The organism is Pseudomonas sp. M5 (assembly GCF_016907075.1).
Taxonomy (GTDB): Bacteria; Pseudomonadota; Gammaproteobacteria; order Pseudomonadales; family Pseudomonadaceae; genus Aquipseudomonas; species Aquipseudomonas putida_E.
Window position 1 is genome coordinate 4,533,108 of sequence record NZ_JAFBBH010000001.1, and the last position, 21,287, is coordinate 4,554,394.

Below are 21,287 nucleotides of genomic sequence, written 5' to 3' on the forward strand. Positions count from 1 at the left end.
ACTCCCTAGGGGCCCAAGGCCCGCGTCAAGGCGGAAAATCCCGGCCCGGCCAGGACGATGAGCAGTGCCGGGAAGAGGAATACCATCATCACCGCCGACATTTTTGCCGACATTTTCGATACCCGTTCCTGCATGCGTGTCAGGCGCCGGTCATCGAGCAGGTCCTTGAGCGCGAGCAGCGATTTCATCGCACCACTGCCCTGTACCAGCAACTGTTGAAGGATCACGCAGGTGTCGATGAACTCATCCACGGCCAGTACCCGGGCGCTCTTTTCCAGCTCCGGGCCGAGCGCCAGGCCCGAGTCCACCCGTTGCAGCACCTGGCGCAACTCTTCGCTGATTTCGGGGACCAGCGCCTGGCCTTCCTGGCTCAGCACGCGCAGTGCCTGCTCTACGGCCAGACCGGTCTCGAAGAGAATGCGCAGCAGCGGAATCATCAGGCTGACTTCCTGGGCGATACGCTGCTGGCGCCGTCTGGCGGCAACCGCCAGCAAGCGCTTGGGCAACAGGTAGCTGGCACCCAAGGCGCATAACGGCCAGACCAACCAGTGCGTGCCTTCACCGCCTAGCACGCCTTGCTGCAGGATCAGTGTCAGCACGACCGCCAGCAGCGGCAGCCCCAGTTGCATGGCAGCGAACAGCGCCCGCTGGCGGCTGCGGCGCCAGCCGACACGGTCAAGCAAGGCTTGGGTTTCCCCGTCGAGTTTCTGCAGGCGCCGCCCCAGCGGGCTACTGCCCAGCCAGTGCAGCCAGTCCCCCAGGCGCTCCTCGCGCGTCAGCCGCCCCTGCAGCCTGCGAGCGACCAGGTAGCGGGCACGCAGCTGCCGGGCGGCCTGCACGCCAAGCAAGCCGGCGGCGATGAACAGGCACACGGCGCAGAGCAACAAGGCCATGGTCAGAGGCTCCTCATCATGCGCCACAGCACCAGGCAGCCGACCACCTGCAGGGCGAAGGCGAACAGCAGCATCATCTGGCCGCTGCTGTCTTGCCACATGGTCAGCAGGTAGTGCGGATTGGCCATCAGGAAGTAGCCGACCATGCACAGCGGCAAGGCACCCAGGACCATCGCTGTGATGCGGGTTTCGCCGGTCATGGCCTTGAGCTGACGGCTGCCTTGTTCGCGCTCGCGGATCAGCTTGATCAGGTTCTCCATCAGCTCGCTGGTATTGCCGCCGTAGCGCTGGTTGATGCGCAGCCCCATGGCGAACAGACGCAGCTCGTCCTGGTTGTAAAGCTCGGCCAGTTCGTTGACCGCATCGTCCAGCGGCACGCCCAGCTGTACGTTGCGCCGTACCCGGGTCATGGTCGAGCGCAAGGGCTCGCGAGAGCCGTCGATACCACCAAGGACCGCATCATTGAGGGTGCGCCCGGCCTTGAGGCTGCGCACGCTGTAGTCCAGCAAAGCGGGCAGTTGTTCGACAAGCTGGTGCACGCGCCGTCGGCATAGCCAACTGAGGGTGAAATAGCCGAGCAGCGGCAGGCCGACCAGCACCATCAGCCCGGCCACCCACCCGGCCCCCAGCAGCGCCACCAGTGCCAGGCCGAGCCAGGCCAGCAGCCAGCGCTGCGGTTGCCAGTCGGTTGCGCCAAGCCCGGCACGTTGCAACAGCGGCTCTAGCCAGTCGCGCCGTGCATTGCCGCTGCGGACCAATTCAAAGGCCCGCCCCAGGCGCTGGAGAATGCGCTGTTCGCTGCGCTTGTACAGGCCCAGGCGAAACAGCATCAGGGAGACGCCCAGCAACAGGGGCGCCAGCGCCAGCAGCAGGGGGCCGGTCATTGCACACCTTCATGGCGCAGTTTGCTGCCCGCGGGGTTCGGCGCCTCCCGCAGAAACACGTCGCCGCCGCGGCGGTCGAGGCGGAACAGGGTATTGGTCACATACACGTCGTCACGCACGCCGACCACTTCCAGGATTTCACTGACGCAGCGGCGACCGTCGGGCAGGCGGGTCAGCTGGATCACCACGTCCAGTGCCGCGCAGATCATCTGCCGCAAGGTCTTCTCGGCGATCTGCCGCCCGCTCAGGCCAACCAGGGTTTCCAGGCGCAGCAAGGCGTCCTGCGCGGTGTTGGCGTGCACCGTACTCATCGAGCCGTCGTGGCCAGTGTTCATCGCGGTGAGCACGTCCAGCACCTCGGTGCCGCGGATCTCGCCGAGGATGATACGGTCCGGGCGCATGCGCAGGGCATTGCGGATCAGCTCGCTGGCCTTGATCTCGCCGTGCCCCTCGGCATTTGGCGGGCGGGTTTCCAGGCGTACCACGTGGGGATGGTGCAGTTGCAGTTCGGCGACGTCTTCGATGGTCACCAGGCGCTCGCGCGGGGCGATCATCTGGCTGAGGATGTTCAGCAGGGTGGTCTTGCCGGTGCCGGTGCCGCCGCTGACCAGGATGTTGCAGCGCCGACCCACGGCGCGCTCGAGGAAGTCGAAAATGTGCTGGTCGATGGCACGGGTGGCGAGCAGGTCGGCACTTTTGAGCATGTCCTGGCGGAATTTGCGGATCGACAGGCACGGCCCGTCCAGGGCCACGGGTGGAATGATCGCATTGACCCGGCTGCCGTCGGGCAGGCGCGCGTCGACCATCGGCGACGATTCGTCCAGCCTGCGCCCGAGCGGTGCAAGGATGCGCTGCATGACGCGCTCGACGTGTTGGGCATCGATGAAACGCAGGTCGGTCTGTTGCAACTGCCCGGCCCGCTCGACGAACACCCTGTGCGGCCCGTTGACCAGAATCTCGGTGACACTGGCGTCCCGCAGCAGCACCTCCAGCGGCCCGAACCCGGTCAGCTCGTCGACCAGTTCTTCGGCCAGGCGCTCCATTTCGTAGCGTGACATTGCCAGGCGCAGGCGCGCCACGTAATCGCCCACCTGCTCCAGCACAAACTGCGTCAGTGCCGGGCGCGCGCCTTCGAGCAGGTTGCGGCCGCTGTCTTCGATGGCATCGATGACAAAGCGGTGCAGTGCGCGCTTTAACGCATATGGGTCGCCAGAGGCATGGTTGGGGCCGCCGAAGGGTTGGTCGCCGTTCATTTGCTGCCCCATAGCCGACGCAGCCAGGTAAAGGCCGGTGGCGCAAGGTTTTCCGAACGCTGCGCCAAGCGCTCACCCAGGCCGCGCAGGGCTTGTGTAAGGTTTTCGCGCGGGGCCAGTTCGAACAGGCTCAGGCCCTGGTTTTTCACGTTCAGCCGCACCTCGGGGCTGTCGGGCATGACCTTGAGCAGCGGCAGCGCATAGCGCTTGGCCAGGCTCTCGGCATCCGGGGCGACATTGCCCAGGTAGCGGTCGACCAAGAGGCTGGCATGCTCCAGCTTGATGCCATGATCGCGCCACAGCTCCAGCACTTCGAGGTTGCGCCGGCAGTCGAGGATGTTCTGGTCGGTATAGATGATGAGCTTGTCGCAGTGGCTGATGATGGTGCGCAGGGCTTCGCTGTCGGCATGCCCGGTCAGGTTCACGACGATGTGCTGGAAGTGCTGGCGCAGTGCGCTGAGCAGCATGTACAGCTCGGCGGCACTGGTCTGGCGCAGCGGGTCATCGTTCTCGGCGAAGGTCAGCAGGCGCAGGCCTTTCTTGTCGCGGGTGAAAGCACTGTCGATCAGGGTGGTGTCGAGCCGGCGCAGGTGGCGCAGGGCATCGCCGAAATAGAACGACGCTTCCAGCCCCAGCAGCGCCAGGCTGTCGCCCCGTGGCATGCCCAGGTCCAGCAGCAGGGTCTGCTGGCCGCTTTCCTGTACCACCCGCGCCAGGTGCGTGGTCAGCAAAGCGCCGTCGGCACCGGTCTGCACACCGTACAGCACGGTCAGGCCGCCCAGGCTGGGGTTGTTGGTGACGGTGGGCATGCGCTTGCCCAGCCGCCGGACCAGCCCGGCCACTTCACTGGCCCGTGAGCCGTAGGCGACGAAATCGCGGGCGCCGGCACGCATGGCGTGCAGCACCAGTTGATTGTCCATGCCATCGCCCAGAGCGACGATCGCCAATAGCGGCTTGGCTTCAAGCACCCCCTCGATCAGTGCGCACTGATTGACCAGTTGCTCACGGTCCAGGCCGATGAACACCAGGGTGCTGAAGGTCGCATTGATCAGCGCCAGCAGTTCGTCGAGGCTGCCGCCACTGGCGCCGATCACCTGGCCTTGGGGTGCCAGCGCGCTCTGCAGCCACTGCAGGTCTTCTTCATTGCGGGTGATGCCCAGAAAGGTCTGGTTGAGGCTCTCGTTCATCGTGATAACCCGCTTTGGCCATCGAAGTTGCCGTTTTCCATGAAAAACAGCCGGCCCCAGCTGGGGTCGTAGGTACGCAACCCTTCGCCGGGCAGTTCCGGCAGGCGGGCATTGGCCGCCAGCGGTTGAACCAGGTGCGGGGTGACGATCATCAGCAACTCGGTCTCCTCACGTATCAGGGCCGATTGCCGGAAGAACGCGCCAAGGATCGGCAGGTTGCCCAGGCCGGGGAGCTTGTCCACGGCGGAGCGGGTGTTGTTGCCGACCAGGCCGCTGATGATGAAACTCTCGCCATCGGCCAGGGAAATGCTGGTATCGGTGCGCCGTATGCTCAGCCCCGGTACGCTTGTGCCGCCAATGGTCACCGCGTTGGTGTAATCCAGCTCGCTGACTTCAGGTGCTACCTTCAGGGTAATGCGGTCGCGGCTGATTACGGTCGGCGTCAGTGCCAGGCGCACGCCGAACTCCTTGTACTCGATCGAGAAGTTGTCACTGCCGGCGCTGGGCACCGGGATCGGTATCTCGCCACCGGCCAGGAAGCTTGCAGTCAGGCCGCTGAGCACGGTGAGGCTGGGGCGCGCCAGGGTGTAGGCGAAACCGCTGTTTTCCAGGGCATTGATGGCCGCCAGGAAGCGGCTGCTGCCGCCGCCCCAGACGATGTTGAACACACCGTCGTTGAGCGGGATCTGCGGCGAGGTGACAGGCACGGCGCCCGGTGTCACCGAAGTGCCTGGCACGGTACCCGGCGATCCGATCAGGCTGTTGTTCGAGCCGCTGAAAAACAGCCGGGCGCCGGCTTCCTTGTACTTGGTGCGGCGCACCTCGACGAAGCGGATATCGGCCTGCACCTGGCTTGGCAACTCCGGATCCAGCGACGGTGGCAGGCCCGTTTCGGCCATGGCGGCGCTGGCCTGGCCTTTGACGAACAGCATGGCCCGGTGTGGCGCCGGTGCGCAGGCTGTCCACAGCATGAGCGTGGTATTGCCCTGGCCCACGGCCGTCACCAGCACGGCGCGGTCACCGCTGGGTTGCACGTCGGCAACCTTGGGGTCGCCGACGGCGGCGCGGGTGATCGCCAGCGGCAAGCGCAATTCTTGCTGCAGGCCTTGGTCGATTTCGATCACTGAAGGCAGCTGGGCAAATGCTTCGCAGCCGTTGCTGGCGGCATGGGCCTTCGGCAGCAGCGCAACCATGAGCAGGGCAAGGCACGCGAGACTGAAGAACCGTTTTGAACTGCAACGCTCGGAACTACGCATACTGCATCCTTGCCTTGTCAGGGGGTCTTGTTGGCGTCCGCGGCCTGTGCGCCACGGATGATCTGCATGCTTGCAACGGCTGCAGCGGTTGAGGCGGTTTTGGCCAATGGCGCCTGGGAAAGCTGGCTGAACCGATAGAGTTCCCGGTTGATGCTTTCTACCTGCGGTTGGCTATCCGCTTGGGCCCAATAGCGGGCCAGCCGCTGCTCGGCGGCACTGCGCACGGCCAGGCGCAGGGTGCCGACCTGGGCTGCCAGCATCAGGCGGCTGGCCAAGACTTCAGGGACAGCCAGCACCACGGTGCGGGTGCTTGCGGGGTTGCCTGGGGTCGCCTGCTCGCGGCGCGCCTTGAGCTCCTCGGCGGTCAGTGCCGGGCGGCCGTCATTGGTAACGCCCATCTGTTCCCCGACGCTCAGCACGCGCAGGGCCGGCAGCACGACCTGGGCAGAAGACTGCGGGTTGTTGGCCTCTTCGCGCAGGTACAGCAGCACGTCGACAAAATCACCCGGGTACAGTTGCCCGGCGGCGCCGACCACGTCGTCCACGCCTACCGCAACGGCCCGCTCGTGGGCACGGATCATCCGTGCCAGCGGTCCGCCGGGCTGGAAGCTCGACTCGTCCAGCCAGCTACCTGCGGCCAGTGGCCTGGCGCTGCTGCGTCCGATCACTTGGTCCACTTGCTGGAAGGCACCGGCAGGGACTACCTGCAAGCGCTCGAGCAGCACGTCGTCTGCGGTCAAGGGCGTATTGGCCGGCAGCGCCTTGCGCAGCACGACGATTGGGAAGCGCTGCGGCTCGGGCGGTTGCGGGGTGGGCGCTGCAACCACCGCAGGCGGCTGCTCGGCGACGGGGGCTACCGGCTGGGGTGGTGCAGGGGGGCGGCTGAGCACGACCCCCCAGTATCCCGCGAGCAGTGCGCCGAGCAGGAAAAGGGCAGCCAGAATCATGGTCAAGCGACTGCTCATGGCTGGCCTCCGTGCACGCGTCGGGTGGTGGCAAAAAGTCACTATTTCGCTATTGCACGGTAGCCCACCCATCGCCATTCGCCATTAGGCGCTCGGCTTTTTTTGTAGCCAGAACGTAAACCCAATTAAAACAGTCAGTTGTTGAAATAAAAGGATCTAATGCTTTTGGATTATCACCTGATGACTAATGCTTTTTTATATTTGCAGACGGCTCCAGCTTGGCAATCCTTTGATGGCAAACAGGCGTCACTTTGACACCATTGTCGCCGGCGAGTTCGCCGCAAGGAGCTGGTCATGTTGCTGAAACAGGTCATCCTTCACTGCAAGCAATTCCTGCATCGCAAGGACGGTGCCTCGGGTATCGAGTACGCGGTCATCGCGGCGATGGTGGCGGTGGTATTGGCCGGGTTCGTTCCCGGGATCTCCGGCAACATCAGTACCATGTTCACCGCAATCCAGACGGCCCTGAACTAGACCAATAACAGGCGATGTCTCGTCGGACCGGATCAACAGGAGCCGCACATGCAGAACTCTCCCTCGCGTCAGCAGATTCTTCTGGTCGATGACGAGGAAGAGCACCTGCTTGAGTTGGCCGAACTCCTCGACAACGAGGGGTACTACTGCCACACGGCAGGCTCGGTGAAAGCTGCCCTGCAACTGCTCACCCGTTATCCGGACGTTGCCTTGGTCATCACTGATCTACGCATGCCGGAAGAAAGCGGCATCGGTTTGATCCAGCGCCTGCGCGACCATACGGCCCGGCAGCATTTGCCGGTGATCGTCATGTCGGGGCACGCCGGTGCGCAAGACCTCAGCGACCTGCTGCGTCTGCAGGTGCTGGATTTCTTCCGCAAGCCCATTTATTACGCACGGTTGCTGGAGACACTGGACAACCTGTTCCCGCAACCACTGTTGCAGGTTGCCAAGTACTGACTCAACTGGACGAAGGTGAAAACGAAAACGCCCGGCACATGGCCGGGCGTTTTTGCTTACTGGCAAGGGTCAGGCGTCGGGATCGCTCAGTTCCAGTACGCCGCGCTTGCTGCGCAGCTTGCCGTAGAAATGATCCAGCGCATTGTTCAGCTTGCTGGCGGCTCCATCCACCGCCTGGTCCAGCGAAGCGGCGGTATGGGTCACGGAAATCGGTTGATGGCCTTTGGGGCGAGCCTCCATCTGGCAGCGTTTGTCATGCGGCCCGGGCTTGGCGCCGTTCTCGTCGCGCAGGTGCACCTCGATGCGGGTGAGGTCCTCCTCGTAACGTTCGAGTGTGGTTTGCAGCGTACTGCGGACCCACTCGTTGAGACGGATGTTGCCTTCGATATGGTTGCTGCTGTTGACCTGGATTTGCATGATTCAATCCTTATTCAGCTTGCTCGCATGGAGGCGTGCCTAGGCCCTTGAGGCCCTTGGAAATTCTTCGCCTCTTGACTCTAAGGTCAGGCAACCGAAGCCTGAATTCAAGCCCTTCGTGAAAATAAATTTTCTGTTGCAATTAACCCCGCAGAGGCTACCGGGCAGCCCTTTGACGACATAAGACCGGTTAAAAACCCAAAGTCTTTCAGACTTTGCTTATGCGAATTGAAATCATTACTATTGCAGCCCCCAGAGTTTCCCGGACCTCCGCCATGAAGCGCAATGCCGCCGGACTGCCCCTCAGCTACCGCCTGGCCGTGACCTCACGCTGCCTGGCAGCGGTGCTGGGTGGGTACCTGCTGGCGTCCATGGCCAGTGTCTGCATCACCTTGCTGGTGCCGTTGGCGCAAGTCGACGCGGCCATGACCGGCATGATGCTGTCGTTCGTTTTCTACCTGTTGGCCTTCATCTGGTGCTTTGCCTGCCGCAGCGCCTGGCATGCCTGGCTCGGCGTGTTGCTGCCGAGCCTGCTGCTGGGGCTGATCAACGGGCTGGCCTATTGGATGAAGAACCCATGAAGGACGGTTTCCGCCAGGCGATGGCCTGGCTGCACACCTGGACCGGGCTGATTTTCGGCTGGCTGCTTTTCGCAATTTTCCTGACCGGCACACTGTCGTATTTCAAGGAAGAGATCAGCCACTGGGCACAGCCCGAAGTCCGCCGCCACGCGCTCGACCCGGTGGCCAGCCTGGGCCTGGCCCAGCGCTACCTGGAGGCCAACGCGGCGCACTCGGGCAACTGGATGATCCGCTTGCCCAGCGAGCGCGAAGCCGCGTTGAGCGTCGGCTGGCGTGACCCTGCCGGCGGGCGCCGTGGCTTTGTCAGCAAGCAACTCGACGCCCAGACCGGGCAGCCAGTAGAGGCCCGTGACAGCCGCGGCGGCGAGTTCTTCTACCGCTTCCACTTCCAGCTGCAGATGCCCCACCCCTGGGGGCGCTGGCTGGCGACCTTCTGCGCGTTCATCATGTTGCTCGGCCTGGTCACCGGCATCATCACCCACAAGAAGATCTTCAAGGAGTTCTTCACCTTCCGCCCCGGCAAGGGCCAGCGCTCGTGGCTGGATGGGCACAACGCAATCGGTGTGCTGGTGTTGCCGTTCCATCTGATGATCAGTTACAGCAGCCTGGTGATCTTCATGTACATGGTGATGCCGGCCAGCATCATGGCCAGCTATGGCGGCACTACCAACGGCTACTTCAACGACCTGTTCGGCCCAGAGGAGGTGCCCAAGGTGGCCAACGTCGCTGCGCCACTGGTGCCGTTGGCCGGCTTGTACGCCAAGGTTCAGGCGCAGGTCCCCGGTGCCCGCATGGGTTACATCCAGGTGCACAACCCGGGCGACCGCAACGCTCGCGTGAGCTTCGCCCAGGCTTCGGCCGACAACATCGCCTACAAGCGCAGCGCCAACTGGATGTTCGACGGCAGCACGGGCGAGCTGCTGAGCCAGGGGGCACCGGAAAGCGCTGCGATGATGACTTCGTTCAGCTTCGTCGGCCTGCACATGGGCAACTTCGCCGGGCCCTGGTTGCGCTGGCTGTACTTCGTGTTCGGGGTGGCGGGTACTGCGGTCATCGGTACGGGCCTGGTGATGTGGCTTGGCAAGCGCCAGCTCAAGCATGCCAAGCGCGAACGCATGCCCGCTGAGTTGCGCCTGGTCGAGGTGCTCAACATCGCCAGCATGAGTGGCCTGCTGCTCGCGGTGGCCGGCTTTTTCTGGGCCAACCGCTTGCTGCCTGTGGTGCTGCAAGGGCGGGCGGACTGGGAGGTGAACACGTTCTTCGTGGTCTGGCTGTTGTCGCTGGTACATGCCGTGCTGCGCCCCGGGCGCCGAGCCTGGGGCGAGCAGCTTGGGTTGGGCGCGCTGGCCTTCGCGCTGCTGCCTTTGCTCAATGCACTGACCACCGGCCAGGGGCTGAACCACAGCGTAGCCGCCGGCGACTGGGCGATGGCGGGCCTGGACCTCACGGCACTGGGCACCGGCCTGTTTTTGGCCTGGGCCGCAGGCAAGATGCTGCGTGCTCCGAAGGCTGTGGCCAAGCGTGAGCCCCGGGTGTCAAAGGCAGCGGCTGAAACGCTCGAGGTGAACGGATGCTGAGCGTCGCCCTGATCGGTTTTGCCGGGTTCGCCGCCTTGTGCCTGGCGATGGAAAAGCACTTCAGCGACCTGCTCGGGCGCAAGCCTGCTGTCGGCCAGTTGCGCAGGCTGCGTATGGCGGGTTGGTTGCTGCTGCTGGCATCGCTGTTGCTGTCGGTGCACCTGCGTGGGTGGGCCCATGGCGTGGTTGAGTGGGTCGCTGTGTTGATGGCCGGGGTGACCCTGTGGGTCTTCGCCTTGCCTTACCAGCCGCGCCTGTTGCTGGGGCTGGCGGCGACCAGCCTGGTACTGGGCCCACTGCTGGTCATATCTGGCGGGTGATGCCTTGATCGAACCTGACAGCGACAGTACGCGCGCACGTTTCGTCCAGGTCTTCATGGCCCAGCGCGCACGCATGGAAGCCCTGGTCAGCCGTCGGGTAGGCTGCCGCGCCACTGCATCGGACCTGGTGCAGGAGCTGTTCTTGCGCTTCTGGCGGCGCCCCGAGGTCAAGGTCGAGGCGCTGGATACCTACCTGCTGCGCTGCGCCGGCAACCTGGCCATCGACCATCTGCGCAGCGAAGGCAGCCGCGAACGCATCGCCGAAGCTTCGCTGCAACTGGATGAGTGCTCGGCCCAGGCACCGGAGCAGGCCCTTGAGGTAGACCATGACCTGCAGCGCATCGAAGCGGCACTGCGCGCCCTGCCCGAGCGCACCCGGCAGATCTTTTTGCTCAACCGCATACACGGCTGCAAGTACGGCGAAATCGCCAAGGCCATGCAGCTGTCCCAGAGCGCCGTGGAAAAGCATATGATGCGCGCCCTCCAAGCGTGCAAGGCCAGTGTTGCCGAACCCGCGACCCCGATGCGCAGGCCAGGGAGCGCCCGTCGATGAGCCATTCAGACTTGACCACCGCCGACCCGTCGCACGCTGCACTGCATTGGCTGGCCAGGATCAACGAGCAGCCTGAGGTAGCGCACAGTGCGGCGTTCAAGCGCTGGTTGCTGGCCGACCCCAGGCACCGTGAAGCCTATGCCCAGGCCCAGGCGCTGTGGCACAAGAGTGCGGCACCCGCGGCACGCCTGGCCGAGGAAGAACACGCAGACCTGCAACGATACCTGGATGCCATGGCCAAGGCGCCTGCCCCGCCTCGCTGGCGGCGCGCCCGCGCACTGGCCGTAGCGGCCTGCCTGGTGCTTGCCGTGGGCGTTGCCGGGGGCTGGCATCCGGGGTACTGGCTGCAGGACCTGCAGGCCGACTTCAGCAGCACAGACGCCATTCGCCAGGTGACGCTGGCTGACCAGTCGCAGGTGACGCTGGATGCGGGCAGTGCCATTGCTGTCGATTTCCAGCAGGGGCAGCGCCATGTGCGGCTGTTGCATGGTGCTGCATTCTTCAAGGTCACGCACACCGGTGACCCGTTTGTAGTAAAGGCGGCGGGGGGGCAGGTGCGGGTGCTGGGCACCGAGTTCGAAGTGCGCGAGCAGGCCGAGGGGGCACAGGTCACGGTGCGCAACGGTCGGGTGGCGGTCACGCCGGCTCAGGGGCAGGCCGCCCGTGAGCTGACGGCCAACCAGCAACTGGCCTATGCCAGAGGCCGGGCCGGTGAGACGGCGAGTGTGGACAGCGACAGCCGTCTGGCCTGGCGCCAGGGCTGGGTCAATTACTACCAGGTGCCATTGGCGCAGGTGGTCGAGGACCTGGGGCGCTATTACCCGGGGCGGATCGTGCTGCTCGACGGCGAGTTGGGGCAGCGCAAGGTCAGCGGCAGTTTCCCGGTGCGCGAGCCACTGGCGGCACTGGATTCGCTGGGCAAGGTGATGGGGTTCTCGCGGCAGACGGTTTTCGGCCGGTTGACCGTTATCCGTTAAGCGGCGGCACTGGAAAAATAATTTTCAAAAGCGGATGAGGTAACAGGACGTGACATCCGTGTAATGAGTGGAAGTGCGATTCATTCGCAGTCATCACCCTCTCACAGGTCAGCGTCCATGAAGTTCACCCACCGTTGCGTCCCTCTCTGGCTAGGTTTCTCTGCGCTTTCGGCCTTGGCTGCTGCCCCTTGTGTCCTTGCCGCCGAGCAGCTTGAACTGCACCGGTTCGCCCAGCCGAGCCAGCCCTTGCCCCAGGCGCTCAATGCCTTCAGCCGCGCCTCCGGCCAGAGCGTGGTCTACACCTTGGAACTGCCTGCCGTGCAGGCACCGGCCCTGCAGGGTACGTTCAGTGCCGAACAGGCGCTGCAGCGATTGCTGGGCAACGCTGGCCTGACGTGGCGCCGGGTCGATGCCCGCACCCTGACGCTTGAACCGATGGACACCTCCGGTGCGCTCAACCTGCAGGCCACTACGGTGACCTCGCAGATGGACACCTACAGCTACCAGCCGCCGGCCAGCGCCTCTATCATGCGTGGCCAAGGCCCGTCCCAGGACATCCCCCAAGCCATCAACGTGGTCCCTGCCCAGGTCATCCGCGACCAGGCCCCGCGCAACCTGGATGACGCCCTGGCCAATGTCAGCGGCATCACCCAGGGCAACAATTTCGGTGGCACCTCCGACACGGTGATGAAGCGCGGCTTCGGTGACAACCGCGACGGTTCGATCATGCGCGATGGCATGCCCGTCGTGCAGGGGCGCAGCCTCAATGCGAACACCGAGCGGGTCGAGGTGCTCAAGGGCCCGGCTTCGCTGCTGTATGGCATCCAGGACCCGGGCGGGGTGATCAACGTGGTCAGCAAGCGCCCGCAATTGCAGCAGTACAACGCCCTGACCGTGCGCGGCTCGACCTACGGCAGCGGCAAGAACGGCAGCGGCGGTGGGTTCGACAGCACCGGGGCACTGGGCGACAGCAACTTCGCCTACCGTTTGATCGTCGATCATGAGGACGAGGATTACTGGCGCAACTATGGCGTGCACCGCGAATCGCTGGTGGCGCCGTCGCTGGCCTGGCTGGGCGAGGACACCCAAGTGGTGCTGGCTTATGAGCACCGCGAGTTTCTCTACCCGTTCGACCGGGGCACTGCGTTCGGCAGCAACGGCCACCCGCTGGACATTCCGGCCACGCGCCGCCTGGATGAACCTTTCAACGACATGGAAGGCCGCTCCGACCTGTATCGCCTTGAGGTCGACCACCAGTTGGCCGACGATTGGAAGCTGCACGTTGGCTACAGCTTCAACCGCGAGACTTACGACGCAAGCCAAGTGCGCGTGACCGGCGTCAACGAAGCCAAGGGCACGCTCACGCGCAGCATCGATGGCACCCACAACGCCATGAGCCGCGACCAGTTCGCGACCCTCAGCCTCAATGGCAACGTCGAGCTGGCCGGAATGCAGCATGACCTGCTCATTGGCATTGATCACGAAGACCGCAAGGTATTTCGCGGCGACCTGATTCGCCAGACCGCTCAGTCCACCTTCAGTTATGTGAACCCGGTCTATGGCCAGGAAGTGGAGGGCAGTACGGTGCGCGCCAGCGACAGCGACCAGACCGACAAGCTGCGCACCGAGGCGCTGTTCCTGCAGGACGCACTGCACCTGGACCAGCACTGGATACTGGTGGCCGGCGCCCGCTTTCAGCAGTACGACCAGTACGCCGGCCGCGGCCGGCCGTTCAAGGCCAATACCGACACCAGCGGCCAGGCCTGGGTACCGCATGCCGGCATCGTCTACAAGGTCGATGAGCAGTTGTCGTTCTATGGCAGTTACAGCGAGTCGTTCAAGCCCAACTCCAGCATTGCCCCGCTGACCGGCGGTGTGGTGCTGGATTCGTCGATTGCGCCGGAAGAGGGCAAGTCGTGGGAGCTGGGTGCCAAGCTCGACATGCCTGGCAGCCTGACCGGCACCCTGGCGCTGTTCGACATCACCAAGCGCAACGTGCTGGTCTCCAACTTCGACAGCGGTACCGGCGAGACGGTCTACAGCAATGCGGGCGAGGTCAGTTCAAGGGGGGTGGAGCTTGACCTGACCGGACAGCTCAGTGAGCGTTGGAGCCTGATCGGCAGCTATGCCTTTACCGACGCCAAGGTGACCAAGGACCCGGACCTCGAGGGTAACCGCCTGCAGAACGTGGCCAGGCACAGTGGCTCATTGTCGGCGGTGTACGACTTCGGCAGCCTGTTCGGTGGCGACCGTTTGCGTTTCGGTGCCGGAGCCCGTCATGTCGGCGAGCGCCCGGGCAACTCGACCAACACCTTCGACTTGCCCAGCTACACCGTTGCCGATGCTTTCGCCACGTACGAGACCCGGCTCGACGAGCACAATGTGCGCCTGCAACTGAACGTGAAGAACCTGTTCGACAAGGTTTACTACAGCTCGGCGGTGAACCAGTACTTCGTTGCCATAGGTGATGCGCGCCAGGTGAGCCTGTCGAGTACCTTCGAGTTCTAGTGGCTGAAGGCGGCGCGATAGTCGCCAGGTGTCGCGCCGACTGCCTGGCGAAAGCGGTTGCTGAAATGGCTGGCACTGGCAAACCCGCACAGCAGTGCAATGTCTCCCAATGGAAGCTGGCCCAGGCGCAGCAGTTGGCAGGCCCGATGCAGCCGGCGGGCCAGCAGGTACTGGTGTGGCGGCAAGCCGAAGCTGGTGCGGAACATGCGTGCGAAGTGATACTCGGAGAGGTTGCAACGCACGGCCAACTCACCGAGGGTGATGGGCTGATCCAGGTGTGTCTCGATGTATTCCACCAGTTGCCGGCGCAGGTTCGGTGCCAACCCGCCTTTGAGGCGTAACCCCTGGCGCAGCCCTACCTGGCTGAGCACGGCGTGATCGACGATCTCGTGTGCCAGGCTGCTGGCCAGCAAGCGCTCGCCTGGCTCTTCCCAGGCCAGGCTGATCAACTGGCGAAAACGCACCGACTGCCGTGGGTCGTCGAGAAATGTCGCTTCCTGCAGTTGCATCTCCCGCGGTTCCCGGTCGAGCAGGCGCACGCAGCCCAGGGCGAATTGCACCTCGCTGATGTACAGGTGCGCCAGGCGGATCTGCCCATTGACCACCCAGTTGGACTCGTGGCCGGCCGGCATGATGCACAATTTGTCCGGCGCCCCTTTGTCGGCAGGGCGCTGGCGGCGAAAGGTGCCGGTGCCGTGGGCGATGTAGCACGACAGCGTGTGGTGGCTGGGCGCCTGATAGTCGCGGGCATCGTCACGGTTGCTCCATAGCGCCGCCGCCAGCCCGTCGCCCAGGTGCGCGCTCAGTTCCAGCCGCGCGTGGGGCGAGGCATGCATGGCGTTGAACACGTGCAGCTGGGTGAGTGGGGTCATGGGCGATTCCTCTGTTGCCATCGTACTGCCGATGCGCCGACGTGGCAGCTCCCTGAGCGTTGAAAAGCGCAAGTTTGTGCAAGCGCACTTCACTGGCCGCAGAGAACACTGATGGCCCTGGCGAGGGCTGCGCCCTCGATCGCCGGCAAGCCAGCTCCCACAGGTTGGCCGCATGGTGCCCCCCCGCAATGCATGGTCGTATGCCTAAGGAACCCCCATGAACCTTTCCCTGTACCTGCTCACTGTCCTGATCTGGGGTACCACCTGGATCGCCCTGAAACTGCAATTGGGTGAAGTGGCCATCCCGGTTTCGATCGTCTACCGCTTTGCCTTGGCCGGCCTGATTCTGTTCGCCATCCTGCTGCTCACCCGCCGCCTGCAGCCGATGAATCGGCGCGGTCATCTGCTGTGCCTGGCGCAGGGCGTGTGCCTGTTCTGCGTGAATTTCATGTGTTTCCTCACCGCCAGCCAGTGGATCGCCAGTGGGTTGATCGCCGTGGTGTTTTCCACTGCAACACTGTGGAATGCGCTGAACGCGCGCCTCTTTTTCGGCCAGAGGGTTGCCAGCAACGTACTCGGTGGCGGCGCGCTTGGCCTTTTGGGGTTGGGGCTGCTGTTCTGGCCGGAGCTGTCGCACCATGCGGCAAGCCGTGAAACGCTCTATGGTCTCGGCCTGGCCTTGCTCGGTACGTTGTGCTTTTCGGCAGGCAACATGCTGTCGAGCATGCAGCAGAAAGCTGGCCTCAAGCCCATGACCACCAATGCCTGGGGCATGGTCTATGGCGCCGCGATGCTGGCCGTGTATTGCCTGATCAGCGGCATTCCATTTGCGATGGAGTGGAACACGCGCTATGTCGGCTCGCTGCTGTACCTGGTGATACCGGGTTCAGTGATCGGTTTCACCGCGTACCTGACGTTGGTCGGGCGCATGGGCCCGGAGCGGGCTGCATATTGCACGGTGCTGTTCCCGCTGGTGGCGCTGAACGTGTCGGCGTTTGCCGAGGGCTATCAATGGACAGCCCCCGCTTTGCTCGGGCTGGTCGCTGTCATGGCGGGTAATGTGTTGGTGTTTCGCAAGCCCAAACCCACGTTGGCAGGTGCTCTGGCACGTTGAGCGCTGCGCAGCAACTGACATAAATGCCAGGTGTTGGCACGGGGTGGGCTGTTTAGACTTGCCCGGGAGCCATTAGCCCGGAAACGTCAATGTCACCATTGCTCCCCTGGAACAAGCGACTGTCGCATCGTCAGGTGCAGCTGCTCTGCCTGTTGGCCTTGGCGGTGCATCTATTGCCGCTGGTGCTTGCCGATTACGCCTATATCGATGATGTGTGGCGCGCCCAGAACGCTGGCCTCACGCCTACCGGCAATGAATCCTGGACGGGGCAGGGGCGCTTCCTGCTCTACCTGATGCATCGCATGCTGGGCTTCTCTGTCGGGGCTGTGAATCTGTTCCCTTTGCCTATTCTGTTGGCTGCCAGCGTGACTGCACTGGCGCTCGCCCGGCTGGTGTCACATTACTTCCCGGCCCCCACGGCGACCTCTGTGCTGGTGGTATTGCCCTTATGGTACAACCCCTTCTTTCTGCAAAACCTGTCGTACCAATACGACGCACCCGGTATGGCGTTGGCGCTGGCTGCATGCGTCTGGGCCATCACGCTGAGTGCCGAGCGCTGGCAGCAGTGCCTGCTGGGCGGCGTGCTGGTGGCATGTGCCGCGAGTTTCTACCAGGTCAGCATCAACGTCTTCGCTGGCTTGTGTTGCCTCGAAATCATGCGTCAGGTGCTCGGCCATGCCGGGTTGCGTCAGGTCTGCCGTCATCTTTTCGGCCGGCTGACACAACTGCTCGGCGGGTGCCTGCTGTACTCGCTCACGGCCCATCAGTTCATAGATGTCCCCCGCACCGCGTTGCTGCCTCTGGATGCCCAGTGGTGGCCTGAGGTGTTGCGGCGCCTGGAAGTTATCTTGGGGCACGTGGCGTTGTTGATCACGCCGGGAACGGCGTGGGTGTTCATCGGCCTTTCGGGGCTGGCGCTTGTGGCGCTGCTGATCGCCTTGCGTGAGGTGTTGGTTGATCCACGCCCTGTATGGGAACGGGGGGTGTTGACGGCTGCGCTGCTGCTGCCCATCCCGGCTGTGGCGTTGCTGGTGTACGGCCTGATGATGGTGTTCGCGCATTTTGACGGTGGCGCACGCCTGTTGATGGGGTTCGGCGTGGTCTTGATGATGCTGGCACTGCTGGCCCATCGCCTACTGTCAGGGCTTGGCGGTCGGCTGAGGTGGCTGCTGGCTATTCCTGTGTTGTTCATGTTGTCATTTTCGTTTGCTTACGGCCGAACGCTGATCGTGCAGAAGGAACTGCAACGCATGGTGACGTCTTCGCTCGCCAATGCCATCCAAAGCCGGCCGCAGTTGTACGAGACCAAGCGATTCTATGTTTTGGACATCGGTAGCAGCGCACGTTGGTTGCCTGCAGCCAGCGCCAGTTATGAACAGATGCCAGCGTTGCGTTATGTCCTGAACATCGATTTTCTGATGTTGCCTGAGATGATGCCGCGCCTCGGCCTGGTCAACTTCACTACAAATCCCCCGCTCGACCGTGAGCAGGTACTTGCGCGCAGCCATGCAGCGGTGGTGAAGAGCACGTTTTTCGACATCCACCTGGTCGACGGTAATGGCTATGTGCTGATGAAAGCACCTGCCCAGAGCGAGGCCTACCGATGGTAATGACCCTGCGTTTCTACCGTTATGGCCTCATCGGTGCTGGAAATACGCTGTTGCACTGGGCGGTTTTCTTCCTGCTGCACCAGGCTGCCGGGCTGAGCCAGGCATCGAGCAACTTGCTGGCATTCACAGTGGCTGTCAGTGCGTCCTATTACCTCAATGCTCGCTTCACGTTCGCCACCGCGCCGAGCAAGCTGCGTTACCTGGCGTTCGTATCGGGCATGGGTTGCCTGAGCCTGAGCATGGGGGCGCTATCGGACCGGGCTGGTTTGTCACCCTGGCTGACCTTGGTAGCTTTTTCAGCCGTCAGCCTGATCATCGGCTACGGCTACTCGCGGACAGTGGTGTTCAAGCGGAGGCAGCCATGAACATTACCTTGGTCGTGCCCCTGTACAACGAGCAGGACACCCTCGAACGGTTCTATCACACGGTGCGTAACGAGCCGTCTTTACAGGGCGTGGTGGTCGAGATCCTGCTGGTCAATGACGGCAGCAATGATGCCAGCGAGGCCATCTGCGCCGAGTTGGCGGCACGGGATGAATGGGTAACCGTCGTCAATTTCTCGCGTAACTTTGGCAAGGAGTCGGCGTTGTTCGCCGGCCTTGAGTACGCCGAGGGCGACGCCGTGGTGCCGATCGATGTCGACTTGCAGGACCCGGTCGAGCTTATCGCGCAGATGATCGATGTGTGGCAGCAAGGGGCGGAGGTCGTTCTGGCAAAGCGCCGTAGCCGTGCCGCTGACACACGGTTCAAACGGTGGAGCGCACGCTTGTACTACCGCCTGCACAACCGCATTGCCTCGACCCGGATCGAGGAGAACGTCGGTGATTTTCGCCTGCTGGACCGCAAAGTGGTAGCCGCCATCCGCCAGTTGCCGGAGCAGCAGTTGTTCATGAAAGGTGTGTTGTCCTGGGTAGGCTTTCGTACCGCCATCGTCGAATACGACCGGCCCGAACGTACGGCGGGCAACAGCAAGTTCAGCTTCTGGCGGCTGTGGAACCTGGCCCTGGATGGCATCACCTCGTTCAGCACTGTGCCTTTGCGGCTATGGAGTTACGTGGGCGGAGGTGTATCGCTGTCGGCTTTTGCCTTTGCGGTGTACATGGTGATCGACAAACTGCTGTTCGGAAACGATGTGCCGGGCTATCCGTCGTTGATGACGGCAGTGCTGTTCCTTGGCGGTGTGCAGTTGATCGGTATCGGAATACTGGGGGAGTACGTAGGGCGGATCTACCAGGAGACCAAACAGCGGCCCCGGTACGTGGTGCGCAAGGTGCTGAGGCGGCGCAGACAACCCACGTGAAGGTTGTCTGCGCAGGCCCCTTGGTGGGACAAACGCGTAATCAGCCCTTCCACACCTGCGGATTCACCAGGTCCTGCGGCCGCTCGCCCAGCAACGCCGCACGCAGGTTGTCCATTGCCCGGTTGGCCATGGCCTCACGGGTTTCGGCGGTGGCCGAGCCGATGTGCGGCAGCGTCAGGGCATTGGGCAATTTGAACAGCGGCGATTCGCTAAGCGGCTCTTTCTCGTAGACATCCAGACCAGCGCCGCGAATGGTGCCGTTGTGCAGGGCCTCGACCAGTGCTGCCTCGTCTACCACCGGGCCACGGGCAATGTTGATCAGGAAGGCGCTCGGCTTCATCAGCTTCAGCTCGCGAGCACCGATCAGCTTGCGGGTGGCGTCGGACAGCGGCACCACGATGCAGACGAAATCGGACTCTGCCAGCAGTTGTTCGAGGCTGCGGTATTGCGCCCCCAGTTCCTGCTCCAGCGCCGGCTTGCGGCTGTTGCCGGCATACAGCACCGACATGTTGAAGCCGAAGCGGCCACGGCGGGCGACGGCCGCGCCGATGTTGCCCAGGCCGACGATACCCAGTGTCTTGCCGTACACATCGCTGCCGAAGTGCGCCGGGCCGACGGTGGCTTGCCATTGGCCGGCCTTGGTCCAGGCATCCAGTTCGGCCGTGCGGCGGGCGCAGCCCATGATCAGCGAGAAGCCCAAGTCGGCGGTGCTTTCAGTGAGCACATCGGGGGTATTGGTCAGGGCGATGCCGCGCTCGTTGAAGTAGTCGACGTCGTAGTTGTCGTAGCCCACCGATACGCTGGACACCACTTCCAGTTTGGCTGCCCCCTCGAGCTGCGCGCGGCCGAGCTTGCGACCGGCGCCGATCAGGCCGTGGGCTTGGGGCAAAGCTTCATTGAACTGGGCACTGATGTCGCCGAGCTTGGGGTTCGGCACGATCACGTTGAAATCTTGCTGCAGGCGCTCGGCCATGGCCGGGGTGATACGGCTGAAGGCCAGGACGGTCTTTTTCATCGGGCTACTTCCAACGCAAAAGCTACAAGCTACAAGCTTCAAGCCGCAAGAAAAAGCAGCGCGTGCACCAATCTGCTTTTTCTTGCCGCTTGCAGCTGCTTTCAGTTCGCGATCAGCAACTCGTGGGTTTTCAGGTCCGCTTCATGGGCTGCGAGAATCTCTGGCAACGAGTTGCGCAGGTACTCAACCCAGGTCTTGATCTTCGCATCCAGGTACTGGCGCGACGGGTAGATCGCATACAGGTTCAGTTCCTGCAGCCGGTAGTCCGGCATCACCCGCACCAGGCTGCCATCACGCAAACCATCGATGGCCGAGTAGATCGGCAGCACGCCCATGCCCATGCCGCTGCGAATCGCGGTTTTCATCGCGTCGGCCGAGTTGACCTGGAACGGCGAGCTGGTGATGTTGACCAGCTCCTGGCCTTCCGGGCCGTCGAACAACCACTTTTCCAGCGGGATCACCGGGCTGACCATGCGCAGGCAGGCATGCTGCAGCAGGTCGACCGGCTTGTGCGCGAAGCCGTGCCTGGCCACGTACTCGGGCGAGGCGCAGACGATGCTGTAGGTGATGCCCAGGCGCTGCGACACGAAACCTGAGTCCGGCAGCTCGGTGGCCAGCACGATGGACACGTCATAGCCTTCGTCGAGCAGGTCGGGGACGCGGTTGGCCATGGTCAGGTCGAAGGTCACGTCCGGGTGCGACTCGCGGTAGCGGGCGATGGCATCGACCACGAAGTGCTGGCCGACCCCGGTCATCGAATGCACCTTCAATTGCCCGGCAGGCCGGGCATGCGCGTCGCTTGCCTCGGCTTCGGCTTCTTCGACATAGGTGAGGATCTGTTCACAGCGCATCAGGTAACGCTTGCCCGCCTCGGTCAGGGCGATGCGCCGGGTGGTGCGGTTGAGCAGCCGGGTTTGCAGATGGGCTTCCAGATTGGAGACCGCCCGCGACACGTTCGCGGTAGTCGTATCCAGTTGCGCCGCAGCGGCAGTGAAACTGCCAAGCTGGGCTACGCAACTGAAAGCACGCATGTTTTGCAGGGTGTCCATGGGTCACTCTCAAGGTAGAGGGC

At 63.4% G+C, this 21,287-nt stretch carries 22 protein-coding genes; 12 read left to right on the forward strand and 10 right to left on the reverse strand.

Annotation, left to right across the window (positions count from 1 at the left end; genetic code table 11):
* Positions 1 to 5 precede the first annotated feature (5 nt).
* The 6 genes from JOE27_RS20615 to cpaB are packed head-to-tail and all read right to left on the reverse strand — an operon-like array spanning position 6 to position 6,438.
* Positions 6 to 893 carry a type II secretion system F family protein gene (locus JOE27_RS20615; RefSeq protein WP_115273589.1) on the reverse strand — a complete coding sequence of 296 codons (888 nt, stop codon included), beginning with the start codon at positions 891 to 893 and terminating at the stop codon, positions 6 to 8.
* A 2-nt stretch (positions 894 to 895) separates the two neighbouring features.
* Positions 896 to 1,777, reverse strand: a complete 882-nt coding sequence (locus tag JOE27_RS20620) for a type II secretion system F family protein (protein WP_204919763.1) — start codon at positions 1,775 to 1,777, stop codon at positions 896 to 898.
* Positions 1,774 to 3,030 (reverse strand): CpaF family protein, encoded by a 1,257-nt coding sequence (locus JOE27_RS20625; protein WP_204919765.1) that lies wholly within the window; start codon positions 3,028 to 3,030, stop codon positions 1,774 to 1,776. Before JOE27_RS20625 ends, JOE27_RS20620 begins: the two co-directional genes overlap by 4 nt.
* Complete coding sequence (locus JOE27_RS20630) at positions 3,027 to 4,217, reverse strand: pilus assembly protein (protein ID WP_046784783.1); 1,191 nt, start codon at positions 4,215 to 4,217, stop codon at positions 3,027 to 3,029. Before JOE27_RS20630 ends, JOE27_RS20625 begins: the two co-directional genes overlap by 4 nt.
* Positions 4,214 to 5,473: a type II and III secretion system protein family protein gene (locus JOE27_RS20635; protein WP_046784784.1), complete on the reverse strand. Its 1,260-nt coding sequence runs from the start codon at positions 5,471 to 5,473 to the stop codon at positions 4,214 to 4,216. Before JOE27_RS20635 ends, JOE27_RS20630 begins: the two co-directional genes overlap by 4 nt.
* Positions 5,474 to 5,490: 17 nt before the next feature.
* Complete coding sequence (gene cpaB, locus JOE27_RS20640) at positions 5,491 to 6,438, reverse strand: Flp pilus assembly protein CpaB (RefSeq protein ID WP_204919767.1); 948 nt, start codon at positions 6,436 to 6,438, stop codon at positions 5,491 to 5,493.
* Positions 6,439 to 6,732: 294 nt separating this feature from the next.
* Between cpaB and JOE27_RS20645 the strand changes: the two genes are divergently transcribed.
* Both JOE27_RS20645 and JOE27_RS20650 read left to right on the forward strand, forming a co-directional pair.
* Positions 6,733 to 6,912, forward strand: a complete 180-nt coding sequence (locus JOE27_RS20645; protein ID WP_046784786.1) for a Flp family type IVb pilin — start codon at positions 6,733 to 6,735, stop codon at positions 6,910 to 6,912.
* Between the two features lie 48 nt (positions 6,913 to 6,960).
* Entirely contained in the window at positions 6,961 to 7,371 is a 411-nt protein-coding gene (locus JOE27_RS20650) for a response regulator (RefSeq protein ID WP_115273593.1), read from the forward strand.
* Positions 7,372 to 7,440: 69 nt separating this feature from the next.
* On the opposite strand, the gene JOE27_RS20655 is transcribed toward JOE27_RS20650, so the two are convergent.
* Positions 7,441 to 7,788: an HPF/RaiA family ribosome-associated protein gene (locus tag JOE27_RS20655; protein WP_012312780.1), complete on the reverse strand. Its 348-nt coding sequence runs from the start codon at positions 7,786 to 7,788 to the stop codon at positions 7,441 to 7,443.
* Between the two features lie 275 nt (positions 7,789 to 8,063).
* Here JOE27_RS20655 and JOE27_RS20660 point away from each other — a divergent pair, with 275 nt between their 5' ends.
* From JOE27_RS20660 to JOE27_RS20685, 6 genes are all read left to right on the forward strand, one after another.
* Positions 8,064 to 8,369, forward strand: a complete 306-nt coding sequence (locus JOE27_RS20660; protein ID WP_046784788.1) for a DUF3649 domain-containing protein — start codon at positions 8,064 to 8,066, stop codon at positions 8,367 to 8,369.
* Positions 8,366 to 9,946, forward strand: coding sequence for a PepSY-associated TM helix domain-containing protein (locus tag JOE27_RS20665; RefSeq protein WP_204919769.1), 1,581 nt, complete (start codon positions 8,366 to 8,368; stop codon positions 9,944 to 9,946). Before JOE27_RS20660 ends, JOE27_RS20665 begins: the two co-directional genes overlap by 4 nt.
* Positions 9,940 to 10,266, forward strand: a complete 327-nt coding sequence (locus JOE27_RS20670; protein WP_204919772.1) for a DUF3325 domain-containing protein — start codon at positions 9,940 to 9,942, stop codon at positions 10,264 to 10,266. The genes JOE27_RS20665 and JOE27_RS20670 overlap by 7 nt, the downstream gene beginning before the upstream one ends.
* Before the next feature lie 55 nt (positions 10,267 to 10,321).
* Entirely contained in the window at positions 10,322 to 10,819 is a 498-nt protein-coding gene (locus tag JOE27_RS20675; protein WP_223255085.1) for a sigma-70 family RNA polymerase sigma factor, read from the forward strand.
* On the forward strand, positions 10,816 to 11,796 hold the full coding sequence (locus JOE27_RS20680) for a FecR domain-containing protein (protein ID WP_125923849.1): 981 nt from the start codon (positions 10,816 to 10,818) through the stop codon (positions 11,794 to 11,796). The genes JOE27_RS20675 and JOE27_RS20680 overlap by 4 nt, the downstream gene beginning before the upstream one ends.
* A 117-nt stretch (positions 11,797 to 11,913) precedes the next feature.
* Positions 11,914 to 14,304 (forward strand): TonB-dependent receptor, encoded by a 2,391-nt coding sequence (locus JOE27_RS20685; RefSeq protein ID WP_204919774.1) that lies wholly within the window; start codon positions 11,914 to 11,916, stop codon positions 14,302 to 14,304.
* Here the strand turns inward: JOE27_RS20685 and JOE27_RS20690 are convergent.
* Positions 14,301 to 15,176: an AraC family transcriptional regulator gene (locus JOE27_RS20690; protein WP_046784794.1), complete on the reverse strand. Its 876-nt coding sequence runs from the start codon at positions 15,174 to 15,176 to the stop codon at positions 14,301 to 14,303. The two genes, JOE27_RS20685 and JOE27_RS20690, sit on opposite strands and share 4 nt — an antisense overlap.
* A gap of 217 nt (positions 15,177 to 15,393) precedes the next feature.
* On the opposite strand from JOE27_RS20690, the gene JOE27_RS20695 reads away from it, so the two are divergent.
* The 4 genes from JOE27_RS20695 (at position 15,394) to JOE27_RS20710 (ending at position 19,200) form a co-directional block, all read left to right on the forward strand.
* Positions 15,394 to 16,290 carry a DMT family transporter gene (locus JOE27_RS20695; protein WP_204919776.1) on the forward strand — a complete coding sequence of 299 codons (897 nt, stop codon included), beginning with the start codon at positions 15,394 to 15,396 and terminating at the stop codon, positions 16,288 to 16,290.
* A gap of 89 nt (positions 16,291 to 16,379) precedes the next feature.
* Positions 16,380 to 17,900 (forward strand): glucosyltransferase domain-containing protein, encoded by a 1,521-nt coding sequence (locus JOE27_RS20700; RefSeq protein ID WP_204919777.1) that lies wholly within the window; start codon positions 16,380 to 16,382, stop codon positions 17,898 to 17,900.
* Positions 17,894 to 18,265, forward strand: coding sequence for a GtrA family protein (locus tag JOE27_RS20705; RefSeq protein ID WP_046784797.1), 372 nt, complete (start codon positions 17,894 to 17,896; stop codon positions 18,263 to 18,265). Before JOE27_RS20700 ends, JOE27_RS20705 begins: the two co-directional genes overlap by 7 nt.
* Positions 18,262 to 19,200, forward strand: coding sequence for a glycosyltransferase family 2 protein (locus JOE27_RS20710; protein WP_119688297.1), 939 nt, complete (start codon positions 18,262 to 18,264; stop codon positions 19,198 to 19,200). The genes JOE27_RS20705 and JOE27_RS20710 overlap by 4 nt, the downstream gene beginning before the upstream one ends.
* A gap of 40 nt (positions 19,201 to 19,240) precedes the next feature.
* Here the strand turns inward: JOE27_RS20710 and JOE27_RS20715 are convergent, their stop codons facing one another.
* Positions 19,241 to 20,215, reverse strand: coding sequence for a D-glycerate dehydrogenase (locus JOE27_RS20715; RefSeq protein WP_046784799.1), 975 nt, complete (start codon positions 20,213 to 20,215; stop codon positions 19,241 to 19,243).
* 101 nt (positions 20,216 to 20,316) lie between these two features.
* The gene (locus tag JOE27_RS20720) at positions 20,317 to 21,264 is read right to left on the reverse strand and encodes a LysR family transcriptional regulator (RefSeq protein WP_046784800.1); all 948 of its coding nucleotides are present in this window, start codon (positions 21,262 to 21,264) and stop codon (positions 20,317 to 20,319) included.
* Between the last annotated feature and the right edge of the window lie 23 nt (positions 21,265 to 21,287).

What these genes read in the sequence shown, in the direction of transcription:
- JOE27_RS20615 (WP_115273589.1), bottom strand. Translation starts at nt 893, where the DNA reads ATGGCCTTGTTGCTCTGCGCCGTGTGCCTGTTCATCGCCGCCGGCTTG.
- JOE27_RS20620 (WP_204919763.1), bottom strand. Translation starts at nt 1,777, where the DNA reads ATGACCGGCCCCCTGCTGCTGGCGCTGGCGCCCCTGTTGCTGGGCGTC.
- JOE27_RS20625 (WP_204919765.1), bottom strand. Translation starts at nt 3,030, where the DNA reads ATGAACGGCGACCAACCCTTCGGCGGCCCCAACCATGCCTCTGGCGAC.
- JOE27_RS20630 (WP_046784783.1), bottom strand. Translation starts at nt 4,217, where the DNA reads ATGAACGAGAGCCTCAACCAGACCTTTCTGGGCATCACCCGCAATGAA.
- JOE27_RS20635 (WP_046784784.1), bottom strand. Translation starts at nt 5,473, where the DNA reads ATGCGTAGTTCCGAGCGTTGCAGTTCAAAACGGTTCTTCAGTCTCGCG.
- cpaB (WP_204919767.1), bottom strand. Translation starts at nt 6,438, where the DNA reads ATGAGCAGTCGCTTGACCATGATTCTGGCTGCCCTTTTCCTGCTCGGC.
- JOE27_RS20645 (WP_046784786.1), top strand. Translation starts at nt 6,733, where the DNA reads ATGTTGCTGAAACAGGTCATCCTTCACTGCAAGCAATTCCTGCATCGC.
- JOE27_RS20650 (WP_115273593.1), top strand. Translation starts at nt 6,961, where the DNA reads ATGCAGAACTCTCCCTCGCGTCAGCAGATTCTTCTGGTCGATGACGAG.
- JOE27_RS20655 (WP_012312780.1), bottom strand. Translation starts at nt 7,788, where the DNA reads ATGCAAATCCAGGTCAACAGCAGCAACCATATCGAAGGCAACATCCGT.
- JOE27_RS20660 (WP_046784788.1), top strand. Translation starts at nt 8,064, where the DNA reads ATGAAGCGCAATGCCGCCGGACTGCCCCTCAGCTACCGCCTGGCCGTG.
- JOE27_RS20665 (WP_204919769.1), top strand. Translation starts at nt 8,366, where the DNA reads ATGAAGGACGGTTTCCGCCAGGCGATGGCCTGGCTGCACACCTGGACC.
- JOE27_RS20670 (WP_204919772.1), top strand. Translation starts at nt 9,940, where the DNA reads ATGCTGAGCGTCGCCCTGATCGGTTTTGCCGGGTTCGCCGCCTTGTGC.
- JOE27_RS20675 (WP_223255085.1), top strand. Translation starts at nt 10,322, where the DNA reads ATGGCCCAGCGCGCACGCATGGAAGCCCTGGTCAGCCGTCGGGTAGGC.
- JOE27_RS20680 (WP_125923849.1), top strand. Translation starts at nt 10,816, where the DNA reads ATGAGCCATTCAGACTTGACCACCGCCGACCCGTCGCACGCTGCACTG.
- JOE27_RS20685 (WP_204919774.1), top strand. Translation starts at nt 11,914, where the DNA reads ATGAAGTTCACCCACCGTTGCGTCCCTCTCTGGCTAGGTTTCTCTGCG.
- JOE27_RS20690 (WP_046784794.1), bottom strand. Translation starts at nt 15,176, where the DNA reads ATGACCCCACTCACCCAGCTGCACGTGTTCAACGCCATGCATGCCTCG.
- JOE27_RS20695 (WP_204919776.1), top strand. Translation starts at nt 15,394, where the DNA reads ATGAACCTTTCCCTGTACCTGCTCACTGTCCTGATCTGGGGTACCACC.
- JOE27_RS20700 (WP_204919777.1), top strand. Translation starts at nt 16,380, where the DNA reads ATGTCACCATTGCTCCCCTGGAACAAGCGACTGTCGCATCGTCAGGTG.
- JOE27_RS20705 (WP_046784797.1), top strand. Translation starts at nt 17,894, where the DNA reads ATGGTAATGACCCTGCGTTTCTACCGTTATGGCCTCATCGGTGCTGGA.
- JOE27_RS20710 (WP_119688297.1), top strand. Translation starts at nt 18,262, where the DNA reads ATGAACATTACCTTGGTCGTGCCCCTGTACAACGAGCAGGACACCCTC.
- JOE27_RS20715 (WP_046784799.1), bottom strand. Translation starts at nt 20,215, where the DNA reads ATGAAAAAGACCGTCCTGGCCTTCAGCCGTATCACCCCGGCCATGGCC.
- JOE27_RS20720 (WP_046784800.1), bottom strand. Translation starts at nt 21,264, where the DNA reads ATGGACACCCTGCAAAACATGCGTGCTTTCAGTTGCGTAGCCCAGCTT.